The organism is Paraburkholderia sp. J10-1 (assembly GCF_905220165.1).
Lineage (GTDB): Bacteria > Pseudomonadota > Gammaproteobacteria > Burkholderiales > Burkholderiaceae > Paraburkholderia.
This window is the reverse complement of sequence record NZ_CAJMYW010000002.1, coordinates 51252-73168: the sequence shown is the minus strand read 5'-3', so window position 1 is coordinate 73168 and position 21917 is coordinate 51252. Positions and strand designations below refer to the sequence as shown.

The 21917-nt window shown below is 65.4% G+C and carries 18 protein-coding genes; 8 read left to right on the top strand and 10 right to left on the bottom strand.

Annotation, left to right across the window (positions count from 1 at the left end; genetic code table 11):
- Positions 1-135: 135 nt before the first annotated feature.
- Entirely contained in the window at positions 136-1761 is a 1626-nt protein-coding gene (locus U5A65_RS07170) for a sensor domain-containing diguanylate cyclase (protein WP_321916064.1), read from the top strand.
- Between the two features lie 44 nt (positions 1762-1805).
- On the opposite strand, the gene U5A65_RS07165 is transcribed toward U5A65_RS07170, so the two are convergent.
- Positions 1806-2210, bottom strand: a complete 405-nt coding sequence (locus U5A65_RS07165) for a helix-turn-helix domain-containing protein (RefSeq protein WP_028202557.1) — start codon at positions 2208-2210, stop codon at positions 1806-1808.
- 808 nt (positions 2211-3018) lie between these two features.
- Between U5A65_RS07165 and U5A65_RS07160 the strand changes: the two genes are divergently transcribed.
- Both U5A65_RS07160 and U5A65_RS07155 read left to right on the top strand, forming a co-directional pair.
- On the top strand, positions 3019-3417 hold the full coding sequence (locus U5A65_RS07160; RefSeq protein ID WP_321916063.1) for a hypothetical protein: 399 nt from the start codon (positions 3019-3021) through the stop codon (positions 3415-3417).
- Between the two features lie 62 nt (positions 3418-3479).
- Complete coding sequence (locus U5A65_RS07155; protein WP_321916062.1) at positions 3480-4088, top strand: hypothetical protein; 609 nt, start codon at positions 3480-3482, stop codon at positions 4086-4088.
- Positions 4089-4124: 36 nt separating this feature from the next.
- Here the strand turns inward: U5A65_RS07155 and U5A65_RS07150 are convergent, their stop codons facing one another.
- The 5 genes from U5A65_RS07150 to U5A65_RS07130 form a co-directional block, all read right to left on the bottom strand.
- A complete protein-coding gene (locus U5A65_RS07150) occupies positions 4125-4370 on the bottom strand; it encodes a DUF2964 family protein (RefSeq protein ID WP_321916061.1) in 246 nt (81 codons plus the stop codon).
- 330 nt (positions 4371-4700) lie between these two features.
- Positions 4701-6140, bottom strand: a complete 1440-nt coding sequence (gene fliD / locus U5A65_RS07145; protein WP_321916060.1) for a flagellar filament capping protein FliD — start codon at positions 6138-6140, stop codon at positions 4701-4703.
- Between the two features lie 157 nt (positions 6141-6297).
- A complete protein-coding gene (locus tag U5A65_RS07140) occupies positions 6298-6891 on the bottom strand; it encodes a YigZ family protein (RefSeq protein WP_321945917.1) in 594 nt (197 codons plus the stop codon).
- A 788-nt stretch (positions 6892-7679) separates the two neighbouring features.
- Entirely contained in the window at positions 7680-7997 is a 318-nt protein-coding gene (locus U5A65_RS07135) for a hypothetical protein (RefSeq protein WP_321916058.1), read from the bottom strand.
- A 311-nt stretch (positions 7998-8308) separates the two neighbouring features.
- On the bottom strand, positions 8309-9979 hold the full coding sequence (locus U5A65_RS07130; protein ID WP_321916057.1) for an acyl-CoA synthetase: 1671 nt from the start codon (positions 9977-9979) through the stop codon (positions 8309-8311).
- 223 nt (positions 9980-10202) lie between these two features.
- Here U5A65_RS07130 and U5A65_RS07125 point away from each other — a divergent pair, with 223 nt between their 5' ends.
- Positions 10203-10955, top strand: coding sequence for a Crp/Fnr family transcriptional regulator (locus tag U5A65_RS07125; RefSeq protein ID WP_321916088.1), 753 nt, complete (start codon positions 10203-10205; stop codon positions 10953-10955).
- 131 nt (positions 10956-11086) lie between these two features.
- Positions 11087-11461 (top strand): DUF4148 domain-containing protein, encoded by a 375-nt coding sequence (locus tag U5A65_RS07120; RefSeq protein WP_415764695.1) that lies wholly within the window; start codon positions 11087-11089, stop codon positions 11459-11461.
- An 8-nt stretch (positions 11462-11469) separates the two neighbouring features.
- Here the strand turns inward: U5A65_RS07120 and U5A65_RS07115 are convergent, their stop codons facing one another.
- Positions 11470-13254, bottom strand: a complete 1785-nt coding sequence (locus tag U5A65_RS07115) for a penicillin-binding protein 2 (RefSeq protein WP_321916056.1) — start codon at positions 13252-13254, stop codon at positions 11470-11472.
- 228 nt (positions 13255-13482) lie between these two features.
- On the bottom strand, positions 13483-15030 hold the full coding sequence (locus U5A65_RS07110; protein WP_321916086.1) for a methyl-accepting chemotaxis protein: 1548 nt from the start codon (positions 15028-15030) through the stop codon (positions 13483-13485).
- Positions 15031-15466: 436 nt separating this feature from the next.
- On the opposite strand from U5A65_RS07110, the gene aepX reads away from it, so the two are divergent.
- Genes aepX through U5A65_RS07095 form a run of 3 tightly spaced genes read left to right on the top strand, consistent with a single transcriptional unit; the run spans position 15467 to position 19432 of the window.
- Complete coding sequence (gene aepX / locus U5A65_RS07105; RefSeq protein ID WP_321916055.1) at positions 15467-17158, top strand: phosphoenolpyruvate mutase; 1692 nt, start codon at positions 15467-15469, stop codon at positions 17156-17158.
- Entirely contained in the window at positions 17155-18354 is a 1200-nt protein-coding gene (gene aepY, locus U5A65_RS07100; protein WP_321945915.1) for a phosphonopyruvate decarboxylase, read from the top strand. The genes aepX and aepY overlap by 4 nt, the downstream gene beginning before the upstream one ends.
- Before the next feature lie 10 nt (positions 18355-18364).
- Entirely contained in the window at positions 18365-19432 is a 1068-nt protein-coding gene (locus U5A65_RS07095) for a 2-aminoethylphosphonate aminotransferase (protein ID WP_321945914.1), read from the top strand.
- 106 nt (positions 19433-19538) lie between these two features.
- Here U5A65_RS07095 and U5A65_RS07090 read toward each other — a convergent pair whose 3' ends face one another.
- Entirely contained in the window at positions 19539-20768 is a 1230-nt protein-coding gene (locus tag U5A65_RS07090) for a PepSY-associated TM helix domain-containing protein (RefSeq protein WP_321938484.1), read from the bottom strand.
- A gap of 548 nt (positions 20769-21316) precedes the next feature.
- The gene (locus tag U5A65_RS07085) at positions 21317-21904 is read right to left on the bottom strand and encodes a nucleotidyltransferase family protein (RefSeq protein WP_321916051.1); all 588 of its coding nucleotides are present in this window, start codon (positions 21902-21904) and stop codon (positions 21317-21319) included.
- Positions 21905-21917 lie beyond the last annotated feature (13 nt).

Sequence of the window (21917 nt, the reverse complement as noted above, 5' to 3'; positions counted from 1 at the left end):
GGGGCAGAGGTTTCGCCTTCGATCCTGAACCGCCCAGGTGTCCGTTTGATGACGGTTTTGTGCCAGCCATGCCCGACGCATGTCCGATGGATCGGCGCCCTGTCCACACGCGCCATCGGTAAGAGGATTGCGTTGATGCAAAAACGGGTTCTTTCGTTGCGCCTGCGGGTGCGCCGCTGGGCCGTCGTTCGGGCGAAGGCGGCGACACGCCTGATCGGCAACTATCCCTTTTTCGCAGGGTTATCCGGCACGCTCATCGCGACGGCGATGGCGATCCTGACCTACGCGGCGCTCTACGAGGGCCGCGCCGAAGAACTGCGCCACGCGCAGGAGAATTCGCACAATCTCGTGCAACTCATCAGCAACGACATCGCCCGCAACGTCGAGATTTACGACCTGTCGCTGCAGGCCGTGGTCACGGCCGCGCAGCAGGCGCAAACCTGGAATTTGCCCGAGGCGCTGCGCCAGCGCGTGCTGTTCGACCGCGCGACGGCGGCGTCGAGGCTGGGCGGCGCTTATGTGATCGACGCCACGGGCCATGTGAAGGCCGCGCGCAGCAACGCCCTGAATGCTTCGGAAGCCGGCATTTCGTTTGCCGATCGCGATTACTTCATTGCGCAGCAGCGCGACCCGCAAGCTGGCCTGTTCTTTTCGAAGCCGTACCATTCGCGCCTGCGCGGCGGCGTGCTCACCCTCGGCCTCACCCGCCGCATCAATGCGCCCGACGGCTCGTTCGCGGGCGTCGCGCTGCTCGGGGTGCGTCTCGACTACTTTCAGCACCTTCTGGAGCGCATCAATCTGGGGCCGGGCGGTCACCTCTTCATATTGATGCGCGACGGCACGGTGCTCGCGAGTCAGCCGCCGTCGCTGGGCGGCGCCGGATCGAACTATGCGGACCTGCCGAATTTCGCGGTCTTTTCCCGTCGCGGCGCCGGCAGCGATACGCTGCGCTCGGCGCTCGACGGCGTGGAGCGCATCTACACGTTTGCGCACGTAGGCGACTCGCCGTTCATCGTCGTTGTGGCGCCCGCCGTGGACGACGTGCTCGCCGGCTGGAGGCGGCGCAGCTATATCGCGCTGGTGGTGACCACGGTGTTCGGCGGCGCGTGGGTCGCCGTGTCATGGGTGCTTGCGTTCGCGCTGCGCGACAAGGTGGTGGCCGAGGGCGAACTCATGCGCCTGGCGGTTACCGACCCGCTCACGGGTCTTGCGAATCGGCGCGCGCTCGACAGCCGTCTCGCGGCGGAATGGCATCACGCGGTGCGCGAGCGCACGCCGCTTTCCGTGCTGTTCTTCGATATCGATCACTTCAAGCTCTTCAACGACACCTATGGGCACGCCGCGGGCGACGAGGTGCTGGCCTTCGTGGCCGGGCGCATCGCTTCGGGGTCGCGGCGCGCAACCGACCTCGCCGCGCGCTTTGGCGGCGAAGAGTTCGCAGTGGTGCTGCCGGGCACGGCGCTCGACGCCGCAACGCGCGTTGCGGAGAAGATCCGCAAACGCATCGAGTCGGACAATCTCACGCTAAGTGGTACGCACCATGGGTGCGTGACGGTGAGCGCGGGGTGTGCGAGCTGCAATCCGCCGGAGGGCGGCAGCAGCGCGAAGCTGCTGGCCGCCGCCGACCGCCTGCTGTATGAGGCCAAGGAAGCCGGCCGCAACCAGGTCCGGTCGCAGCAATGGACGGGAGAGGGAGCGCAGCCGCTGGTGGATTCCGAGGCCGGAACCCGAGGCCGTGATGCGCCCGCAACCCGGGGCTGAAGCGCGCCGGCATCTCGTGCGGCGCGCGACGCCCTCCATGCCGCTCAGCGCGCGGATTTCGACAGCCGGTGGCCGAGGCCCAGGTTCGAGACGATCTGCCACGTATAGACGCGCGAATAGTGCACGCCGAACTGCCGGCCGATCAACTCGCGCACGCGGCTGTTGGTCCACGCATCGCTCGCGAAGCCATGCTCTCGAGCGGAGCCGTGCAGGGCGCTCGCGATCCAGCCTAGCGCGGCCTGATCGAGCACAGAGGGACGGCCGCCCACGCTCATCTGCTGGAGCGCGGCCAGTCCGCCGTCCTCGACGATGGACTTGTAGCGCCTCACCGTCTGGGCGGAGAGGTGGAGTGAGTCGGCGACGCTATTCACGGTCGCGCCTTCCATCAACATCTGGCCGGCGGCCATTCTTCTCGCGACGCTCGGCAGGTTCTCGGTTCGGGTAAGCATGTGTTCACTCGTCGACGAAAGATTCCGGACACGCGGCATTGCGGATGTGCCGCTCCTGTAACCCTTCCTGCAAGCGGGTCTTGTCGCTTGCCATGAACCCCGGCGCCGGTGCGGTGACGCGAGAGCCATGACGGACGGCGAAATCGACGCCCGGTGAAGGGCGCTTGTTGCGAAACGCCTCGGTGTTCCGCAGCGGATATTAATAATTGTTTTTGTAGGGAATGTGTATAGCTAGCGGAAAAATAGTCTGCTTGACTTGTGGATAATCCTGAACTAATGGGAAAAAACAACCGGTTCGCGTTGCTCAACAATGGGGGCTGGCATTTCGCATTGATCCCGCAATGCGAAGTTTGCTCCCATTGCAGCAAGATAACCTGACTTATTTGCTCAATCATTGAAAAGCAACATTGTGCGCTGTTTTGTATGATTAATTCACCGTTCGGCGGATATTTCGCCGGATCGACTCTATTCAATATGGATTAAATCGCGGGAGTGGTGGCTGGAGATGTTTGTTAGCGTTTCAGGCTGCTGTCCGGTAAAAATCACCGCCGCCCGGCATGAGTGACGATGTCAGCGGGGCAATTTCAGGGAGTGATTTGATTTTTTTGTGCAGAATGTTTTTCGCAAACATTTCGAATCGATTCGAATGCGGATTGGATTCGAATGAACGAATGCAGAATGCCGGATTTGCCGCGCAACGTATCGCGTAGCGAAACGGGTCCCTGAATCCTGTCGGGCCGCCAAATGCGCGCGCTTTTCGTCAAGCGACGCGCGGCATGGGCGGCGGCCCGCTTTCTGGCCGCTGCGGATGAATAAAGAACTCGATGAAAAGGTAGGTCGTTTGTTGCGCCGCGCCGCGAGCCGCCGCTCGCTCGTGCCGTATGGCGCGTTTCACGCCCTGTTCGCGGGCGACGTGCCGTTGCGCGAGCGTTACGAAAAGCTCGAGGCGGCCGCGGCTGCGTTGTGCGAGCCGAGCGAGGCCGACTATGCGTCGCTGCTCTCGACCGATTCGGGCCTGCCCGGGCCGGACTTCTACACGCGCTTCAAGCGCCTGCACGCCGAGCGCTATTACGCGACGCTCGGCGCGGACCGGCACCGGATGCTGCGGCTCGCCGAAAAACGCCAGCTTGCGAACGAGGAACGCGAGCGCGTGTATGCCCACTATCTGCGCTGTGCTGCCGAAGAAGCCTGCATGAACGGCGTGTGATCCGCGCGAGCGGTGCCGCGTTGTTCTCTTGCCATTGACGATCCACGAAAAGGAGTTGCCACATGTCCACGCGCAATCGTTCTTCCGCGCCGCTGCTCGGCGCTGTTCTCGTGTTTGCCCTCGGCGTGTCGACGCCGCTGCTTGCGCAGACGGCATCCGATGCCGCGCCTGAAAGCGCGCCGAACGCCCAGCTGCAGATCGGCGAGGTTCAGACCACGGCCACGGTCGTGAGCATCGACGCGGCCACCAATTCGGTCACGCTGCGCGGTGCGCGGCGCAACCTGGTGACGGTCGCGGTCGATCCCACCATCGGCGACGTGAGCAAGCTCAAGCCGGGCGATCACGTGAATATCCTCTACAAGGAGGCATTGCTGCTGCGCGCCGAAAAGGTGGCGACGAGGGGTATCCGTTCGCGCGTCGATACGGTCGCTACCACGCCCGCTTCCGGTGGCGTGGCGGCCACGGCGCACAGCGTTCAGGTGGTTGCGACGGTGCAGAAGATCGACCGCAAGAGCCGCAAGGTCGCGTTGCGCGGACCGACCCGCACGGTCGTGGTCGTCGCGCCGCCGGACGTGCCGCTCGAATCGATCAAGGTGGGCGACAGCATTCGCGCCGACTATGTGAGCGCGACGGCGGTGCAGGTCACGCGCGACGGCCAGAAACTGCAGTGAGGAAATGACGCGTGGGCGGCGTGCCAGGCAAGGGCGCTAGTCCACGCGATTGCGGTCGCGCACGAGGATCGTGACGTAGATCGCCGTGCAGACGATGATGACGGCCACGCCGGTAATCACCTTCTGGTGGTCGAAGTTGATGAGGCCGACCACCGCGATGGCGATGCCGGCGGCGGAGCCGAGCGTGCCCATCGCGGCCACGAAAATGCGCATCTTGCTCCAGACGCGATGGCGCCGCTCGGGACCTGCGCCTTCCATAAATCGATGCAGTCGATCAAACATGGCGGCTCTTCCGGGTTGGGTAGAAGTCGGTCATGCGGGCACGATTGAATGAGCGGCCCTGACCAGTTCACGCACAGTTCAAGTATAGCCAGCCCATTATTACGCGTTCTTTCATTTGCCTGCACGCTATCGCGCCGGAATACCCGATCGCTTTTTGCGCAGGTTTAAGTTTGGCTTAATTTTCGCTCGCGATGATGGGGCCGTCGGGTCGATTTGATAGTTCGATTCGCGGTTGTTCTTCACGTCCCCTGTTGGCCGCCGATTCGTTCGGCGGCCTTTTTTTTGCCTGCCCTCGACGTTTGCTAGCGTCGAGCCGCGCGCATTCAAGCCTTATTTGTGATTGGTCGCGAGCGCGCCCGCGCTGTTCGCGCCGCCGAAAAGCTGCGTCAGATATTGCTGGTTGTTGTTCATGATCGACATGAGGTTATTGAGCGCGGTGAACTGGCTGTTGAATTTCGCAGTGAGCTGGGTGGCGCGCGCCTCGAGCAACGACGACTGCTTCTTGATGTCGTCGAGTTCCTTGTTGATGGCAGTGCTGCGCCGCTCGATGATGCCGCTCGATTGCACGTAGGGCGTGATGGCGCTGCTCAGTTTCGCGGTCATGCCGCTGCTGCCAAACAGCGCTGCAATCGCGCGATTGCCCGGTTGCAGCGCATTCTTGAACGTATCGTCGTCGATCTCCAGCTTCCCGCTCTTGTCGAGCTTGATGCCAATCTCGCCCAGCGAGTGGGTTACGCCGTCGTTGCCCTTCACGCCCGCCGATACGGCGGCCGGCAAACTCGACGCGAGCGTGCGCGCGATCGAGTCGCCGAGCAGCGCGCCCGCTTGTGCGCTGCTCGTACCGGTGGCGGCCGTGTAGGAGGTCAGCCCGTTCAGGGCGTCCACGTAGCTGTTGTACGCCTTCACGAAGTCGCGGATGGACGTGCCTGTCGCTTCGGTGTCGGGGGCGATGGTGAGCGTTTGCTTCGTGCCCACCGAAGCGCTTTCGAGCTTGATCGTGATGTCGCTCACCACGCCCTCGAGCGTGTTGCTCGCGCTCGTGACGCGCGTACCGTCTATGTGCAGTTCTGCGTCGCCGGCTGGCTCGACTTCGCGCATCTGCGAGGAAGCGAGGCGCGTATCGACGCCCGTGCCCGCCTGCACGTCGATCGCGTTGGCCGCGCCGGTTTTGTTCGCGCTCAGCACGAGGTGCTGACCGTCGGCGCCATTGACGATCGACGCCGTGACGCCGGGGTTGTCCTTCGCCCGGTTGATCGCCGCGGCGACATCGGTGAGCTTGTTGCTGCCCGCGGCGATCGTCAGATGCATGGACTTGCCGCCCATCGAAATGTCGAGGCTGCCCTCGCCGAGCGTCTCGCCCGTGGCGAAGCTATCCGAGGTGAGCTTGTGCGCGCTCGCCAGGTGATCGACCTCGACCGTGAAGCTGCTCGCCACCGCGCTCTTGCCGGCAACCGCGCTCAACCCTTTGTCCTTTTCGCTCGTCGTGACCGTGAAGCGTTGCAGCGCGGCGCCGTCCTTGAACGGCTCGAGTGCGCTCTGGAGCGAAGCGAGCGCCGACTTCAGCGTGCCGAGCGCTGAGAGCGTCGTGTTGCTGGCCGTTTGCTTCGCGCTGAGGATGGCGCTTGGGCCCGCGATCTTCGCGTTGACGAGCGCCTTGACGAGCTGGTTGACGTCGAGCGTGGAGTTGGTCGCGCCGCTGATGATCGACTGGGCGGCGTCGCTCAGCGCGCTGTTCGCGCTGGCGGTGGTGTTCGTGATCGTGCTTGCCATGAAAGAAGTCCGTTCGTTCCGGTGCGTCGAGTCGACGGAGCGCGCGAATGCGCGGCCATGCTTTCATTACGGCAAGCTTTCATGAAACTTAATGAAAGATTTGAAAAGAATTTGAAAAGTTCATGCCTCGCTTTCGTGGGGGGTGCGGGCGAACGTTTCAGACGTGCTCGGGGAAGCCGGAGCGGCCTTGCGTGATGTCGGTTAGCGCGTTGCGCGCGGCCTCCACGGCGGTGGCGGGCAGCTGGATCGTGAGGCGCACGGTCATGGTGTATTGGCTTTCCACGAGCGTGAACTGCTCCTGGTCGATCCAGTGACGCACGCGGGTTTCGTCGGGGTAGCCGAGTTCGACCGTGAGGCGCGCCTGCGCGATGCGCTCGACGCGCGCGGCCCCCTGCAGGGCGGTGGCGATGGCGTCGGTATAGGCGCGCACGAGGCCGCCGGCGCCGAGCTTCACGCCGCCGTAGTAGCGCACCACGGCCGCGAGCACGCCGTCCAGGTCGTGATGGCGCAGCACTTCGAGAATCGGGCGCCCGGCGGTGCCGGAGGGCTCGCCGTCGTCGGACATGCCGGACTGGCCGCCCGCGAGCAGGGCCCAGCAAACGTGCGTGGCAGTGGGATGTTCGTCGCGCAGACGGCGGATTTCAGCCATGGCCGCTTCACGGTCGGCCACGGGAATGGCGTGCGCGATGAAGCGGCTCTTGCGGATCTCGAGTTCCGCGGTGACGGGATGGGCGAGGGTGAAAGTCGGCACAGGCGGGTTGGCACGGCAGGCGAAACCACCATGTTAGCCGATGCGCACCGACCGGATTTCGACGTCCGGCCCCATATCTTGCCAGTTTGTGTAATGGATCTTTGCGCGGGATGCTAGTGACGCCCTGGCTTTCAGGCCGGATAATGCTCGGCATGACGGATCTAGCTCTGGCTGGAGCGAAGCCGAACTCCTCATTCGGTGATCCGTCATAGTCCTTTCTCTCGCGGCGCCGTTGCGGCCGACGCGAATCCCCAAGCGCACAGAAGCCAAAAAAATCCCCGGTCGGACTGAGTCACGACCGGGGGTCACAAGGCTCGCCTGTTCTCAAGAGGCAATCCCACATTACGTCCGCAAAATTGCGTCCGCAATCGGAAAAAAAACCTGGTGCGCTTCGCGTTCGGCGCGCGCTAGTGTTCTCACGGGTGCCAAAAAAAATCCCGGCCATCGCTGGCCGGGCAATGAGAATACACCGTGCGCTCCGGGGAACGAAACGCCCGACAACGTTACTAGCGGGCCGTGCGACCGGCAACACTTTCGCATTACCTTCAATTACTGACGTATGCCTTTCGGGTGGCGCCCGGCGCCCGGCGCGGCGGGCTGGAATGGCCGTGTGGCGGGCATTGTCGGAAAATTATTTCGCATGCCGAATGATATTTGCGCCTGAGTGCGCACATGGCTGAGTAAGGTGCTGAAATGCGCCGAGGCCGATCTCCCCTCGGGAAGACCGGCCTCGGTGTGCCACCTCCGGCGCCGCCAGGGAAGGCGGCCCGTCGATCAGGCGTACGTTATCAGTAACGCGGCGGGGGCGGCGGACGATGGTCGCCGTCACGATAGTGCGGGGGGCCCGGATCGTGCGGATGATGGTGCATCCACTCGTCGTGCGCCCAGTAACGGTGGCCGTCCCAATAACGGTCATCGTGCCAGCCGATCGAGACATGCGCGTCCACCGGCATCATGTGCGGTTGGCCGTATTGCGGCGTCGATTCGGCACGCAGCCCATACGGTGCGGATTGAGCGAAGGCGCTCGATGCGCCCATCAATGCGCCGCCGGCGATCAGTGCTGCGGCGATGGCGCGGGCGGGGGTCTTCCAGCTCTTGGTATTCATGAGTTACCTCCTCTTTGGTTGCGTCGTCAGTCACGCGGCATCGGGATGCCTTTGTGTTGCGACCACGGATCAAAGCTTATCGGCCCGAAGCGGAGGAAAACGTGACACCTTGTAAGCTTTCGTTTCATACGATTCTTCATGCCCGAAGGGCCGTTTTGACAGTTGGCCCTTGATGCAAAAAGGATTAAGCGCCACGCCTGACAATCGCAAACAGGTCCCGCACGGTCGCGTTGTCAACTGGCGTTACATTCGGGCGGCGCGCGCCGCCCGAATGCGTCACCTGTACCGGCCGGCGGGTGCCGGTGTCGTTTTTACCGAGGTGTTTTCGGCGCGTCTTGCGTGCCGGCCAGATCGATGGCGCTTTGCGAACCTAGTTGCGCGCGCAACTCATATTTCTGGATCTTGCCCGTGGCCGTGCGCGGCAGTTCGCCAAAGCGCACGGCGCGCGGCACCTTGAAGTGCGCGAGAAAGAGCCGGCAGTGCGCGATGATTTCCTCGGCCGTCACGCTCGCGCCAGGCCGCAATTCGACGAACGCGCAAGGCACTTCTCCCCACTTCGGGTCGGGCATCGCCACGACGGCGGCGAGCGCGACGGCAGGGTGGCGATACAGCGTGTCTTCGACTTCGATGCTCGAGATGTTCTCGCCACCCGAGATGATGATGTCCTTGCTGCGGTCGGTAATGCGCACGTAGCCGTCGGGCGTCATCACGCCGAGGTCGCCTGTATGGAACCAGCCGCCGCGGAACGCCTCTTCGGTCGCGCGCTCGTTCTTTAAATAGCCCTTCATGCAGATGTTGCCGCGGAACATGATCTCGCCGAGCGTTTCGCCGTCGGCGGGCACGGGCTCCATCGTCTGCGCATTGCGCACGCTCACACCGCTTTGCAGGTGATAGCGCACGCCCTGGCGGGCGGCGAGGCGCGCCTGTTCCTCTTCGGGCAGCGTCTGCCAGCGCTCCTGCACCGCGCACACGGCAGCGGGACCGTACACCTCGGTCAGACCGTACACATGCGTAAGCTCGATGCCGATCGCCTTCATCTTCGCGATCACGGCCGGTGGGGGCGGCGCGCCGGCGACCATCGTGCGCACGGTGTGCGCGATGCCATCGCGATACTCCGCGGGGGCGTCGGCGAGCGCGCCCTGCACGATGGGCGCGCCGCAATAGTGCGTGACGCGCTCGCTGCGAATGAGGTCGAACACGAGCTTCGCGTCGAACTTGCGCAGGCATACGTTGACGCCCGCGCGCGCGGCGACGGTCCACGCGAAGCACCAGCCGTTGCAGTGAAAGAGCGGCAGCGTCCAGAGGTACACGGCGTGCTTGGGCATGTCCCATTCGAGGATGTTGCTCACCGCGTTGAGGTACGCGCCGCGATGGTGATAGACCACGCCCTTGGGGTCGCCCGTCGTGCCCGAGGTGTAGTTCAGCGCAATCGCGTCCCATTCGTTGCTCGGCGTCACCCAGGCGTACTCGGGATCGCCCTGTTCGAGGAACGCTTCGTAGTCGGTCGCGCGCGGGAAGAACTCGGGGTCGGCGGGCGCGATGTCGGCCACGCTGATGATCTTGAGGTTCGGAAATTCGAGCGCCGCACGTTGCGCGAGCGCCGCGAATTCGGTATCGACGATCAGCGCTTTCGCTTCGCCATGGCGCAGCATGAACAGCATGGTTGCGACATCGAGCCGCGTGTTGAGCGTATTGAGCACCGCACCGAGCATGGGCACGCCGAAATGCGCCTCGACCATTGCGGGGATATTGGGCAGCAGCGCCGCCACCGTGTCGCCGCGGCCGATGCCCGCCCGCGCGAGCGCGCTCGCGAGCCGCCGCGTGCGCGCATACGTTTCGCGCCAGGTGCGGCGGACGTCGCCATGGACCACGGCGAGGCGCTCGCCATAGACTTCGGCCGCGCGGGCGATGAAATCGATTGGCGTGAGCGGCACATAGTTGGCTTCGCGTTGTGCGAGCCCTTCTTCGTACGGGTGCAACATGGCGGTGTCTCCGGTGTCGATCGCCGATGCCGGCTCGAAAGCCGTGCCGCGGCGTGTCGCAGGTTTGTAGGTATGATTCGCGCTACCGTAGCAGGGCCGCGCACGCCAGTCTGTCGCCGGCGCGACAGAGCGGGTCGCGAGAGCGCTGCAACTCACGATCCGCTCGACAATATCGACCCAAAGATTGACCTAACTCCAGGAAAGCGCGATGTCGCAATCCATTATGCCCCCGGACGGGACACCGCCCGCCCGCGATTCGTGGCGCGAAGGCGAGCGCATCGACGCAGCGAACATGGCGCGCCTCGCCGCCTTGTTCGAGCGCTGCGTGTGGTTTCGCGCGCTTGCGCCCGAGCATCGCGAGTGGGTGCTGGCGTCCTCGCATGCCCAGGGTTATGCCGCGGGCGCGATCGTCGCCGCGCGCGAAGCCCCCTCGGACTGGTGGCTCGGCGTGAGTTCGGGCCTCGTGAAGCTGGCGATTTTCAATGCTTCAGGGCGCGGCTGCACGTTTTCGGGTGTGCCGCATGGCGGCTGGTTCGGCGAGGGGAGTGTGATCAAGCGCGAGCCGCGCAAGTACGATGTGATTGCGCTGCAACCTTCGCTCGTCATGGCCGTCGCCACCGAGACGTTCCACCGCCTCATGGACTGCAGCCTGCCGTTCAACCGCTTCGTGATCCATCAGCTCAACAATCGCATGGGCGAGTTCATTGCGCTGATCCAGAACAGCCGTCTGCTGGACGTCGACGCGCGCGTTGCGCAGTCGCTCGCGCAGATGTTCAATCCCGATCTTTACCCCGAAACGGGGCGCGCGCTCGACATCTCGCAGGAGGAGATCGGCATGCTGGCGGGCGCGTCGAGGCAACGGATCAACCAGGCCCTGCAGACGCTCGAGCGCCGGGGGCTCGTCGCGCTCTCCTATAACCGCGTGGACGTGCTCGATCTCGACGGGCTGCGCGCGTTTGGCCGCGACCAGATTTGAGGACCGCAGAAGTCCTTATCAATCTTGCGAGGAATAGAAGACTCTCTCCTGCGTAAGCCGGTTTTTATGCGTGGCCGCGCTACGTAGACTTTGCTCATCGAGTTCATACGGAGAGCAAGGTGAAGAACGCAATGCTACGCGTGGCGCTGGTTTCGATGATGGCGATCGTTCCGACGGTGTCGTTTGCCCAGGCCAACAGTACGCAAAACACCGCGCAAAACGGCTCGGTGACGCGCGCCCAGGTGCTGCAGGAACTGGTCGATCTGGAGTCGGTGGGCTACAACCCGGCTTCAGCGAATGACGTCAACTATCCGGAAGATGTGCAAAGCGCCATGCACAGGCTTGCCGAAAAACGCGCCAACGAAGCGCGCCTCGCGCAGGCGCGCCAGCAGCAAGAACAGGTTGCGCAGTCGGGTTACGGTGCGCCGCCTGCGCAGAACGGCGAAGCCGGTGCGCCCGCCGCGGTGTCAGGCAGCGAGCCGCCGCCCGCTTATCGCCACCATTGATTGCGACGCTAACCGCGCCCAGAGCCAGGCTTCGCGCCGTTCGCGCCCTTGGCGCTCTCGGGTGCGGCCGCGACATCGGGTGGCACGCCGAGCAACTGCAGCGTGCCGGCCGTCACACCGGAGAACACCGGTCCCGCGACCGTGCCGCCATAGAACGCCTTGCCCGCAGGATCGTCGATCATCACCGCCACGATCACGCGCGGCGCGCTCATCGGCGCCATGCCCACGAAGAGCGCGCGATAGCGGTTCTTCGCGTAGCCCGCGCCGATCTGCTTGCGCGCGGTGCCCGTCTTGCCGCCCACGCGATAGCCATCCACGTTCGCCGCGCGCCCCGTGCCGCCGTCGCTCGTCGCCATTTCCAGCATCTTGCGCATGGCGGCGGCCGTGGCCGGGGTCGTGACCGCGCGCGTGGCCAACGCCGTTGAACCGCCCGCGCCGGCTGGCGCATCGCGCAGCAGCGTGACCGGATGCAGCGTGCCGTCGCCGGCGTAGGCCGTGTAGATCTGCGCCATCTGCAGCAGCGAAGTGGAAAGGCCGTAGCCATACGCCATCGTCGCCTGTTCGATGGGGCGCCAGCGCGCCCACGGCCGCACGCGGCCAGGCGCCACGCCCGGGAACGTGACGCCGGGCTTCTGCCCGAGTCCGTACTCCTGATACTTGTCCCAGATGGTTTGCGCGGGAAGATTCAGCGCGAGCTTGGCGAGTGCGATGTTGCTCGACTTCTGGATCGCTTCGGCCACGGTCATGCGGCCATGATTGGACGTGTCGTGGACCGTCGCGGGACCGATGCGGTAAGTGCCCGGCGAGGTGTCGATGATCGTGTTCGCGTTGACCTTGCGCAGGTCCATGGCCAGCGAAACGACCACGGGCTTGATGGTCGAGCCGGGTTCGAACGTGTCGACCACGGCGCGGTTGCGCAGCTGCTTGCCCGTGAGACGCGCGCGGTCGTTCGGGTCGAACGACGGCCAGTTCGCGAGCGCGAGGATCTCGCCGTTCTGTGCGTCGAGCACGACGACGCTGCCCGCTTCCGCATGGTTTTTCGCCACGGCTGCCTTGAGCTGCGTGTACGCGAGCTGCTGCACGCGGCGGTCGATGGTGAGTTGCACGGTGTCGCCGTTGCGCGGCTGCACGCGCTCGCGCGGCTCGGAGACGACGCGCCCGAGCCGGTCGCGGATCACCTCGCGCTGCCCCGGCGTGCCGCGCAGGCGCGCGTTCGCCGCAAGTTCGATGCCTTCCTGGCCGGCGTCTTCGATATCGGTGAAGCCCACCACGTGCGCGGCCGATTCGCCTTCGGGGTAATAGCGCTTCGAGTCGGCGATCAGGGTGATGCCGCCCGTGCCCATCTCGTCGATGTGCTCGGCGGTGCTGGCGTCCACCTGGCGCTTGAGCAGCACGAAGGAGCGGTCGCCGGCCACGCGCCGCTCGAGCTCCGCGAGCGGCATGTCGAGCAGGCGCGCGAGCGGCGCGTGCGCGGCGGCGTCGAGCAGCCGCGGGTTCACCCAGACTTCGAAGGTCGCGAGGCTCACGGCCAGCAGCGCGCCGTTGCGATCGACGATGCGCCCGCGCATGGCGTCGAGCTCCAGCGTGCGCTGGTAGCGCTTTTGGCCCTGCTTCACGTAAAAGCCGTGATTGGCGATTTGAATCCAGAACGCGCGCCCGGCCAGCGCAGCGAACGCCGCGAACGTGATGAACACGATGAACTTCGAGCGCCACGCGGGCAGGCGCGGCGCAAGCATCGGGTGACGGGTCGCGGCCGCGTGCGGGTCGCGCGGCGGTTTCCTGGAGCGGATCATCGGCAAGGCGGGGTGGCTTGGCAGAATTACATTGTAAACATGATGTAATTGAATTGAAATGATAGGTGCGCGCGGCCGCGAGACGACTGGGCGCGCGTTGCGCGCCGTCATGCGGCGCGAACGTTGGGAGAAAGCGGGAGGGGCGTAAAGCAAACCGGGCCGCGAAAGCGGCCCGGAGGGAAGGGGGAGCGCGCGGCGGCGAAGTCGCGCCGCGGCGGGCAGAACGAGTTAAGCGTGCATCGGCAAGCGGAAGCTCGCGATCGACTCGCGCAGCACGCTCACCTGATCCTTGAGCGAATGGGCGGCGGCGGCGGCCTCTTCCACGAGCGCCGCGTTCTGCTGCGTCACCTGATCCATCTCGCCCACGGCGCGGTTGACCTGCTCGATGCCGGCGCTCTGCTCGCGCGACGCGTTGCTGATCTCTTCGAGGATCTCGTGCACGCGTCGCACCGACTGCACGATCTCGGTCATCGTCGAGCCCGCGTTGGTCACGAGCTGCTGGCCTTCGGTCACGGTGCCGGTCGACTTTTCGATCAGCGCCTTGATCTCCTTGGCGGCGGTGGCGGAGCGCTGCGCGAGGCTGCGCACTTCGGCGGCCACCACCGCGAAGCCGCGGCCTTGTTCGCCGGCGCGCGCCGCTTCCACGGCCGCGTTCAGCGCGAGGATGTTGGTCTGGAACGCAATGCCGTCGATCACGCCGATGATGTCGCCGATCTGCTGCGAGCTCGTCGTGATGTCACCCATGGTGCGCACCACGTCGTCGACCACGGCGCTGCCGCGCGTGGCGACGTCGGCGGCCTGGCTCGCGAGCGACGCCGCATGCTGGGCGCTATCCGCGTTCTGGCGCACGTTCGCCGTCATCTGATCCATGCTCGATGCAGTCTGCACGAGCGCCGCCGCCTGCTCCTCGGTGCGCTGCGAGAGATCCGTGTTGCCCGCCGCAATCTCGTTCGCGCCCACGTTGATGTTTTCCGCGCCGCTGCGCACGCGCGAGACGGTTTGCACGAGCGCCGTCTGCATCGTTGCGAGCGCACGCATCAGGCTCGCCTCGTTCGTGCCCTGCACCTGCAGGCGCAGCGTGAGGTCGCCCTGGGCGATACGGTTGGCTGCGTCCACTGCGCCTTCCAGCTCGCCGCCGATGCTGCTGCGCACGCTCTTCACCACGAGCACCATCACCGCGGTGGCGGCGGCACCCAGCAGGAAGGTCACGCCAAGCCAGCGCAGCAGGCTGTCGAAGAACTCGGCGCGCACGTCGTCCATGTACATGCCCGTCACGATCACCCAGTCCCACGGCGCGAAGCGTCGGCCATAGCTCGTCTTGGGCACCGGCTCGCTATGGCCGGGCTTGGCCCACAGGTAGTCGAGGAAGCCGCCGTTCGGGCCGCTCGCCGCGCTCACGAGTTCGGTGAAGACGTGGGTGCCGGCCGGGTCGGTGAAGTCGGTGAGCTTCTTGCCGTTCAGCTCCGGCTTGATCGGGTGCATCAGCATGACCGCATTCGAGTCGTTGATGCTCAGATAGCCGTCCGAGCCGTAGCGGATCGAACCGATCACGGCGAGCGCCTGCTTTTGCGCGTCGGCTTCGGGCATGACGTTGCGTTGCGAGAGGCCGTAGTAGTAGTTCGTCACGCTCATCGCTTCTTCAACGAGCGTCGTGAGTTGCGCGCGCCGCTCGCGGACCATCGCCTCGCGGCTTTGCCAGGCGCCAAAGGCGACGATCAGCAGCAGGCCGATCCAGAGGATCGCGATCATCGAGCGGAGCTTCTTGTTGAGTGTCATCTTCTGCATGGTCGGTCGGGTATTCCAGAGAGGCTGCACGGCGGGCACAACGCAGGGGGAGAAACGAGGCCGTCTGTGTGTGTTTACGGCCCCCGCAAACGTGCGCGAGACCCAGGGGGAACCCTGCTTAGGCAGCGTTTCTTCATACAAATCAACGATCTTTGATCTGGCGCATAAGGGCGCATGTGACGCCGCGCTGAAACCCACGCGAAAACGCCGATAAAAGCCACAAATTTCACTGTATCTCCATGATTTGCCACTCTTTGCGGTGATCGACTGCGGATAGGAATCATTTCCGATATAGTCGCGACTTTGCACCCGGCCGGCCCGACTTCGAGGCCCCGACGAGGCCGGGATGAAGGACCTTTCCCAACGATGCGACGCGCACGGCGCAGCCCCCGCTGCCGCCCTCATGACGTCCACTGGAGTAACAAGAATGAACGCACGCGAACCCGCCCTGGTCCCCGCCGCTGTAGCCACGTCGCGCAGCGCGCGGCTGCGCCAGATGCTGACCAGCAACGAACTCGAATTCCTGATGGAAGCGCACAACGGCCTTTCCGCACGCATCGCGCGCGAAGCGGGCTTCAAGGCGATCTGGGGCTCGGGCCTCTCGATCTCCGCGCAGTTCGGCGTGCGCGACAACAACGAGGCGAGCTGGACCCAGGTGGTCGACAACCTCGAGTTCATGGCCGATGCGAGCGACTTGCCGATCCTGCTCGACGGCGACACCGGCTATGGCAACTTCAACAACGTGCGCCGTCTCGTGCGCAAGCTGGAGCAGCGCGGCATCGCCGGTGTCTGCATTGAAGACAAGGTGTTCCCGAAGACCAACAGTTTCATCGGCGGCGAAGCGCAACCGCTCGCCGACATCGACGAATTCTGCGGCAAGATCAAGGCCGGCAAGGACTCGCAAACCGACGAGCACTTCTCGATCGTCGCGCGTGTGGAGGCGCTGATCGCGGGCTGGGGCATGGACGAAGCGCTCAAGCGCGCCGAGGCGTATCGGCAGGCTGGCGCGGACGCGATCCTCATCCACAGCAAGCTTTCGAAAGCTGACGAGATTCTCACGTTCGCGCGCGAGTGGGCGGGCCGCGGGCCGCTCGTGATCGTGCCGACCAAGTACTACAGCACGCCGACCGACGTGTTCCGCAAGGCGGGCATCAGCACGGTGATCTGGGCGAACCATCAGATTCGTGCGGCCGTTTCGGCCATGCAGGCAGTCACAAAAACGATTTACGAAACGCAAACGCTCGTCGATGTCGAAGACCGTATTGCTACGGTCAACGAAATTTTTCGCCTGCAGGACGCCGACGAATACTCGGAAGCCGAAGACCGTTACCTTTCCGCTTCGTCGCGCGGCGCGGGCTCGGCGATCGTGCTGGCCGCGAGCCGCGGTTCGGGCCTCGACGCCTACACGGAAGACAAGCCCAAGGTCATGCTGCCCGTGGCGGGCAAGCCGCTGCTGCGCTGGCTCGTCGATGCGTTCAAGAAGCAGTCGGTCAACGACATCACCGTGGTGGGCGGCTACAAGGCCGAGGCCATCGACACCGCGGGCATCAAGCTCGTGCGCAACGAGCGTTTCGCACAGACGAACGAACTCGCTTCGCTCGCGTGCGCGGTTGGCGCGCTCGACAACGACACGGTGATTTCGTACGGCGACCTCGTGTTCCGCAGCTACATCCTGCGCGATCTCGTGGAAAGCGAAGCGGACTTCAGCGTGGTGGTGGATTCGTCGCCTGACTCGGAGAACAGCAGCACGCGCGACTTCGCATGGTGCTCGGCCGCCGACGAGCGCGACCTGTTCGGCAACAAGGTGTTCCTCGAGCGGGTGGCGAGCGAACCGGCCGCGAACGGCTCGGCGGCGCATGGCCGCTGGATCGGTCTCGTGAACGTGCGTGGCGCGGGCCGCGCGAAGCTCGCGAAGAAGCTCGCGCAACTGCAAACGCGCGCCGACTTCGACACGCTCGACATGCCCGCGCTGCTCAACGCGCTGATCGCAGACGGCGAGAAAGTCGAAGTGCAATACGTGCACGGCCATTGGCGCGGTGTGAACGACCTCGAAGACTTCCGCCGCGCGGGCGATTTCGCCCACGCGCAAACGCCGCTGGGCGCGGAGGGCCAGGCATGATCGAAGCCGCACAGTTCGTCGAAGCGGCGCGCTCGCGCGGCTTCGAGTGGTACGCAGGCGTGCCGTGCTCGTACCTCACGCCGTTCATCAACTACGTGCTGCAAGACGACTCGCTGCACTACGTGAGCGCGGCCAACGAAGGCGACGCGGTCGCGGTCATCGCGGGCGTGGCGCTCGCGGGCAAGCGCGGCATCACGATGATGCAGAACTCGGGCCTCGGCAACGCCGTGAGCCCGCTCACTTCGCTCACGTGGACATTCCGCCTGCCGCAACTGCTGATCGTGACGTGGCGCGGCCAGCCGGGCGTCAGCGACGAACCGCAGCACGCGTTGATGGGCCCTGTCACGCCGCAGATGCTGGAAACGATGGAAATTCCGTGGGAGACGTTCCCCACGGAAGCGGATCAGATCGCGGCGGCGCTCGACCGCGCCATCAGGCACATGGACGAAACGGGCCGCCCGTATGCGCTCGTCATGCAGAAGGGTAGTGTGGCGCCCTACGAACTCAAGGGCGGCGGCGCCATGCCGGAAAAGCATGCGCTGCCCGTCGCGCAGGCAAAGTGGACCGGAAAGACGCCTGATCAACTGGCCACGCGTCAGCAGGCGCTCGAGCGCGTGATCGCCGCGACGCCTGCCGAGTCGACGGTGGTCGTCGCCTCGACGGGTTTCTGCGGCCGCGAACTCTACGCGCTCGACGACCGCTCGAACCAGCTTTACATGGTGGGCTCGATGGGCTGCGTCACGCCGTTCGCGCTCGGCTTCGCGCTTGCGCGGCCCGACCTGAACGTGGTCGCGCTAGACGGCGACGGCGCGGCGCTCATGCGCATGGGCGTGTTCGCCACGCTCGGCGCCTATGGCCCCGCGAACCTCACGCACGTGCTGCTCGACAACGGCGCGCACGACTCGACGGGTGGCCAGGCCACCGTGTCGGGGCAGGTGTCGTTCGCGAACGTGGCTGCCGCGTGCGGTTACGCGGACGCCGTGGAAGGCGACGACCTCACCACGCTCGACAGCGTGCTCGCCGCCGCGCGCGAACGCGCGAAGGGCGCTTCGGGTGTCGCAGGCACACGCTTCGTACGCCTGACGATTCGCCGCGGCACGCCCGACGGCCTGCCGCGCCCCACGATCACGCCGCCCGCTGTGAAGACGCGCCTCATGCGCCACATCGGCGCGCTCGCTTACGAGTCTGCCAAATAAGGAATTCACGATGCTGCTGCTCAACCCCGGCCCGGTCACGCTGACCGAACGCGTGCGCCAGAGCCTTCTCCAGGAAGACCTGTGCCATCGCGAAAGCGAGTTCTTCGACGTGCAGGAAGAGGCGCGCACGCGTCTCGTGGGCGTCTACGATCTCGACCCCGCGCAGTGGCAGGCCGTGCTCATGACGGGTTCCGGCACGGCTGCGGTCGAAAGCATGATCTCGACACTCGTGCCTGCGACCGGCAAGCTGCTGATCGTCGAAAACGGCGTGTATGGCGAGCGCATTACGGCCATCGCGAAGCAGTACGGCATTGCGCATGAGGTCGTCAAGCACGACTGGATGCAGGCGCCGGACCTCGCGCGCATCACGGCCGCGCTCGACGCCGACAAGGCGATCACGCACGTTGCGATCATCCATCACGAAACGACTACGGGCCGCCTGAACGATCTGCGCGCGCTGGGCGAAGCGTGCCGCGCGCGCGGCGTGCAAATGCTTGTGGACGGCGTGAGCAGCTTCGGTTCCGAAGCGATCGATTTCGGCGACGCGAGCATCGCGGCGGTGGCCGCGACGGCGAACAAGTGCCTGCACGGCGTGCCGGGCGCGGCCTTCGTGGTGGTGCGCCGCACGGCGCTCGCACAGGCGCATAGCCGCACGTACTATCTCGACCTCAAGCGTCTTGCCACGCTGCAGGATCAGCGCAACACGCCGTTCACGCCTTCCGTGCACGCGTATTACGCGCTCGTCGAGGCGCTGCGCGAACTCGCCGATGAAGGCGGCTGGCAGGCGCGTCACGCGCGCTATGCGGCGCTTTCGGAGCAGGTGCGTGCGGGGCTCGCCGCACGCGGCATGGAGAGCGTGCTGCCGAAAGATGAATCGTCGGTCGTGCTGCGCGCGTTCCGCCTGCCCGCAGGCGTCGATTATCCGTTGCTGCATGACGCGCTCAAGGCGCGCGGCTTCGTGATCTATGCGGGGCAAGGCGGCTTGTCGGCGGAACTGTTCCGCATTTCGACGATGGGCGACATTCACGCCGCCGATGTCGAGCGCTTGCTCGCGGCGTTCGATGAAGTGACGCGCTGAACGCAAGCATGGCGAGCGAGCGGTTTCGAGCCCGTCCAAAAAAAAGGCCTTGCAGCGAGTGATCGTTGCAAGGCCTTTTGTTTTGTCACGCGCGTTTGTTTGCGGATCAGTTCGTGGCGCGCTCGCGCGTGCCGATCGTGCTGGCCGTCCTGGCTTGCTTCGCGGGCTTGCGCCGCGCACGCGCTTTCTTGAGCCAGATGAGTACGCCGGTCACGCTGAGCATCGCCACGACGAGACCGGTGAAGCTGATGGCGATACGGCCCGGCAGCCCGGCGATGCGACCCGAGTGCAACGGAAACTGTGCCTGAAGGAAGATGTCGCCTGCGCTGCCTTTGCCGGGAATCTGCCTGCCGAGCACGTCGCCCGTGCGCGCGTTCATCATGAGCCAGGCGTTGCCGAGGCCCGCGTCGCCGTGATCCATGCCCGGTGCGTAGTAGCCCACGCCATACACGCCGGACGTGGGCAGCCCGAAGAGTCCGCCCGGCGGCGCCGTGATGCCTTCGCGGCGCCCCACGTCGGCGGCTTCGCTCACGATACGTTCGCGCGCGGTCGTGGCCTCTGCGGGCGTGAGCGCGGGGCCAGGCGCCACGATGCGGAACGGGTCCGGCGCGAGTGTCGAGAAAACCGACACCACCGGGCGCACGACCTGCGCGCCGAGATTCATCGAAATGGACGTGACAGCCACGACGATCAGGAGTCCCCACAGCCACACGCCGCCCGAGCGGTGCAGGTCGAAGGTGAGCGCATAACCGCCGCGCTTCACGCGAAACGCGAGCGACTTGCGCCAGCTTTTCAGGCTCGGGAAAGCGAGCACGATCGCGATGAAGCCGTCGAGCAGCCACACGATCCCCACCACGCCCATCGTCCAGACGCCGAAGTCGATGCCCATCTTCGTCGGCATGAACAGCGTGTAGTGGAGTTGGTAGAGGAACGGAATCAGGTTCTGGCGCGCAAGCGATGCCTTGCCCCACATGCGGCGCCCTTGCTCTTCACCCGTTACGGGGTCGAGTGCGACCTGGTTGAAGTCGAGCGCGTAGGGCGCCTCGCTTGCAGGATCGACGCGCGGCGCCACCAGCGCGATCCAGGTATGGCCGGGCTCGACGGCAAGCGGCATGAAGGTCACGACCGCGTGCGGTTCTTCGGCCTCGAGGCGCTTGGCGAGTTCGAGCGCAGGCAGCGGCGTGCCAGGCGTCGCGCTACGGAAGAACGACGGGTTGAGCAGCGCGTCGAGTTCGTGGTCCCACGCGATCACCGCGCCGGTGAGTCCGGCGAGGAACAGGAAGGCGGCGGTGCCAAGACCGAACCAGCGGTGCAGGCGGACCAGCAGCGGTCTCATGCGAAACCTCGGCTCGCCCGCCAGTGTGCGCGGGCGAACGCGATGACGATTGGGCTCACGGCAATCTTGAAAAATACTGCAAATAGGAATCGTTTGCATTCTACGGATCGACCGTCGAAGGCGCAAGCTTTGCGAAAGGCAGGGATATGGGGACGGAAGAAAGGCGGGGCGCGCAGGAAGCGCCGCGGCGCTTGCGAGCCGTCGTCGCGAGCGCCGTTACGGCCGTGAGGTGAGACGCCAGGCGCTGGCGGCCGGGCGTGCCATCAGCCGGTCAGACGGGGTCCTTGTCCGGCGGTCCCTCGGGCTGCTGGGGTTCGTCGTTGTGATGGCCCGGCGCCGGCGGGCTGAGCGGGTCGCGTTCGGGGTCCCGTGTCGGATCGGCGAGCGGATCGGGAAGCGGGTTCGTGTGCGAGCAGATCATCGCGAGGTCCTCTTGCGCTAAAGCGGACGGCTGGAAGGTGCGCGTCAGCTTATAGCCTAGGCGATCGTTTGCATGCCAGGCACTCGCAATTGAACAATCGAACCATCTCAGCGCGGGGGGCGCCGAATCAAAGCCCGTTGAGGTCGGCTGGCGTGTCGACGTCGCGCAGAATGCCGGGGTCGTCGACTTCGACTCGCGTGAGCGGGTGCGCATTCAGCAGGGCGCGTGCGCCCGCGTCGCCATCGAGCGCGACGAGCGCTGCGCGATGCGGGTAGCCGAAGCCCACGGGATGTCCGCGCTGCCCGCGATAGAACGGTGCGACGAGCGACGCGCCGTCGTCCAGCGCACGCGCCACAGCTTCGATCGATGCGACGGCAATGCAGGGCATGTCGGCCAGCGCGACGATCCAGCTTTCCGCGTCATGATCGGTTTCCACGCCGGCAGCGAGGCTCGCGCCCATGCCGCGCGCGGCGTCGGGCGCGAACACGACGTCGCAACCCGCGTCGTTGAGCACGTGCGCGAGCGTTTCCGCCCCGGGACGCACCACGGCGATCACTTTGGGCACGACACGCAGCAGCCGTTGCGCGGACTCGCGCGCGACGCATGTGCCTTCCGGCAGAGGGGCGAGGAGTTTGTTGCGCAGACCGTTGGGATCGAAGCGCGAGCCGGTGCCGGCGGCGAGCAACACGCCGGTGGCGAACGAAGCATAGGCCATGGGTGTGAACGCC

Coding starts and splice junctions, on each gene's coding strand:
- U5A65_RS07135 (WP_321916058.1), bottom strand. CDS start 7,997: ATGAATACCAAGAGCTGGAAGACCCCCGCCCGCGCCATCGCCGCAGCA.
- U5A65_RS07150 (WP_321916061.1), bottom strand. CDS start 4,370: ATGTTTGATCGACTGCATCGATTTATGGAAGGCGCAGGTCCCGAGCGG.
- U5A65_RS07090 (WP_321938484.1), bottom strand. CDS start 20,768: ATGAGACCGCTGCTGGTCCGCCTGCACCGCTGGTTCGGTCTTGGCACC.
- fliD (WP_321916060.1), bottom strand. CDS start 6,140: ATGGCAAGCACGATCACGAACACCACCGCCAGCGCGAACAGCGCGCTG.
- U5A65_RS07115 (WP_321916056.1), bottom strand. CDS start 13,254: ATGATCCGCTCCAGGAAACCGCCGCGCGACCCGCACGCGGCCGCGACC.
- U5A65_RS07130 (WP_321916057.1), bottom strand. CDS start 9,979: ATGTTGCACCCGTACGAAGAAGGGCTCGCACAACGCGAAGCCAACTAT.
- U5A65_RS07110 (WP_321916086.1), bottom strand. CDS start 15,030: ATGACACTCAACAAGAAGCTCCGCTCGATGATCGCGATCCTCTGGATC.
- U5A65_RS07120 (WP_415764695.1), top strand. CDS start 11,087: ATGCTACGCGTGGCGCTGGTTTCGATGATGGCGATCGTTCCGACGGTG.
- aepX (WP_321916055.1), top strand. CDS start 15,467: ATGAACGCACGCGAACCCGCCCTGGTCCCCGCCGCTGTAGCCACGTCG.
- U5A65_RS07160 (WP_321916063.1), top strand. CDS start 3,019: ATGAATAAAGAACTCGATGAAAAGGTAGGTCGTTTGTTGCGCCGCGCC.
- U5A65_RS07125 (WP_321916088.1), top strand. CDS start 10,203: ATGCCCCCGGACGGGACACCGCCCGCCCGCGATTCGTGGCGCGAAGGC.
- U5A65_RS07170 (WP_321916064.1), top strand. CDS start 136: ATGCAAAAACGGGTTCTTTCGTTGCGCCTGCGGGTGCGCCGCTGGGCC.
- aepY (WP_321945915.1), top strand. CDS start 17,155: ATGATCGAAGCCGCACAGTTCGTCGAAGCGGCGCGCTCGCGCGGCTTC.
- U5A65_RS07095 (WP_321945914.1), top strand. CDS start 18,365: ATGCTGCTGCTCAACCCCGGCCCGGTCACGCTGACCGAACGCGTGCGC.
- U5A65_RS07165 (WP_028202557.1), bottom strand. CDS start 2,210: ATGCTTACCCGAACCGAGAACCTGCCGAGCGTCGCGAGAAGAATGGCC.
- U5A65_RS07155 (WP_321916062.1), top strand. CDS start 3,480: ATGTCCACGCGCAATCGTTCTTCCGCGCCGCTGCTCGGCGCTGTTCTC.
- U5A65_RS07085 (WP_321916051.1), bottom strand. CDS start 21,904: ATGGCCTATGCTTCGTTCGCCACCGGCGTGTTGCTCGCCGCCGGCACC.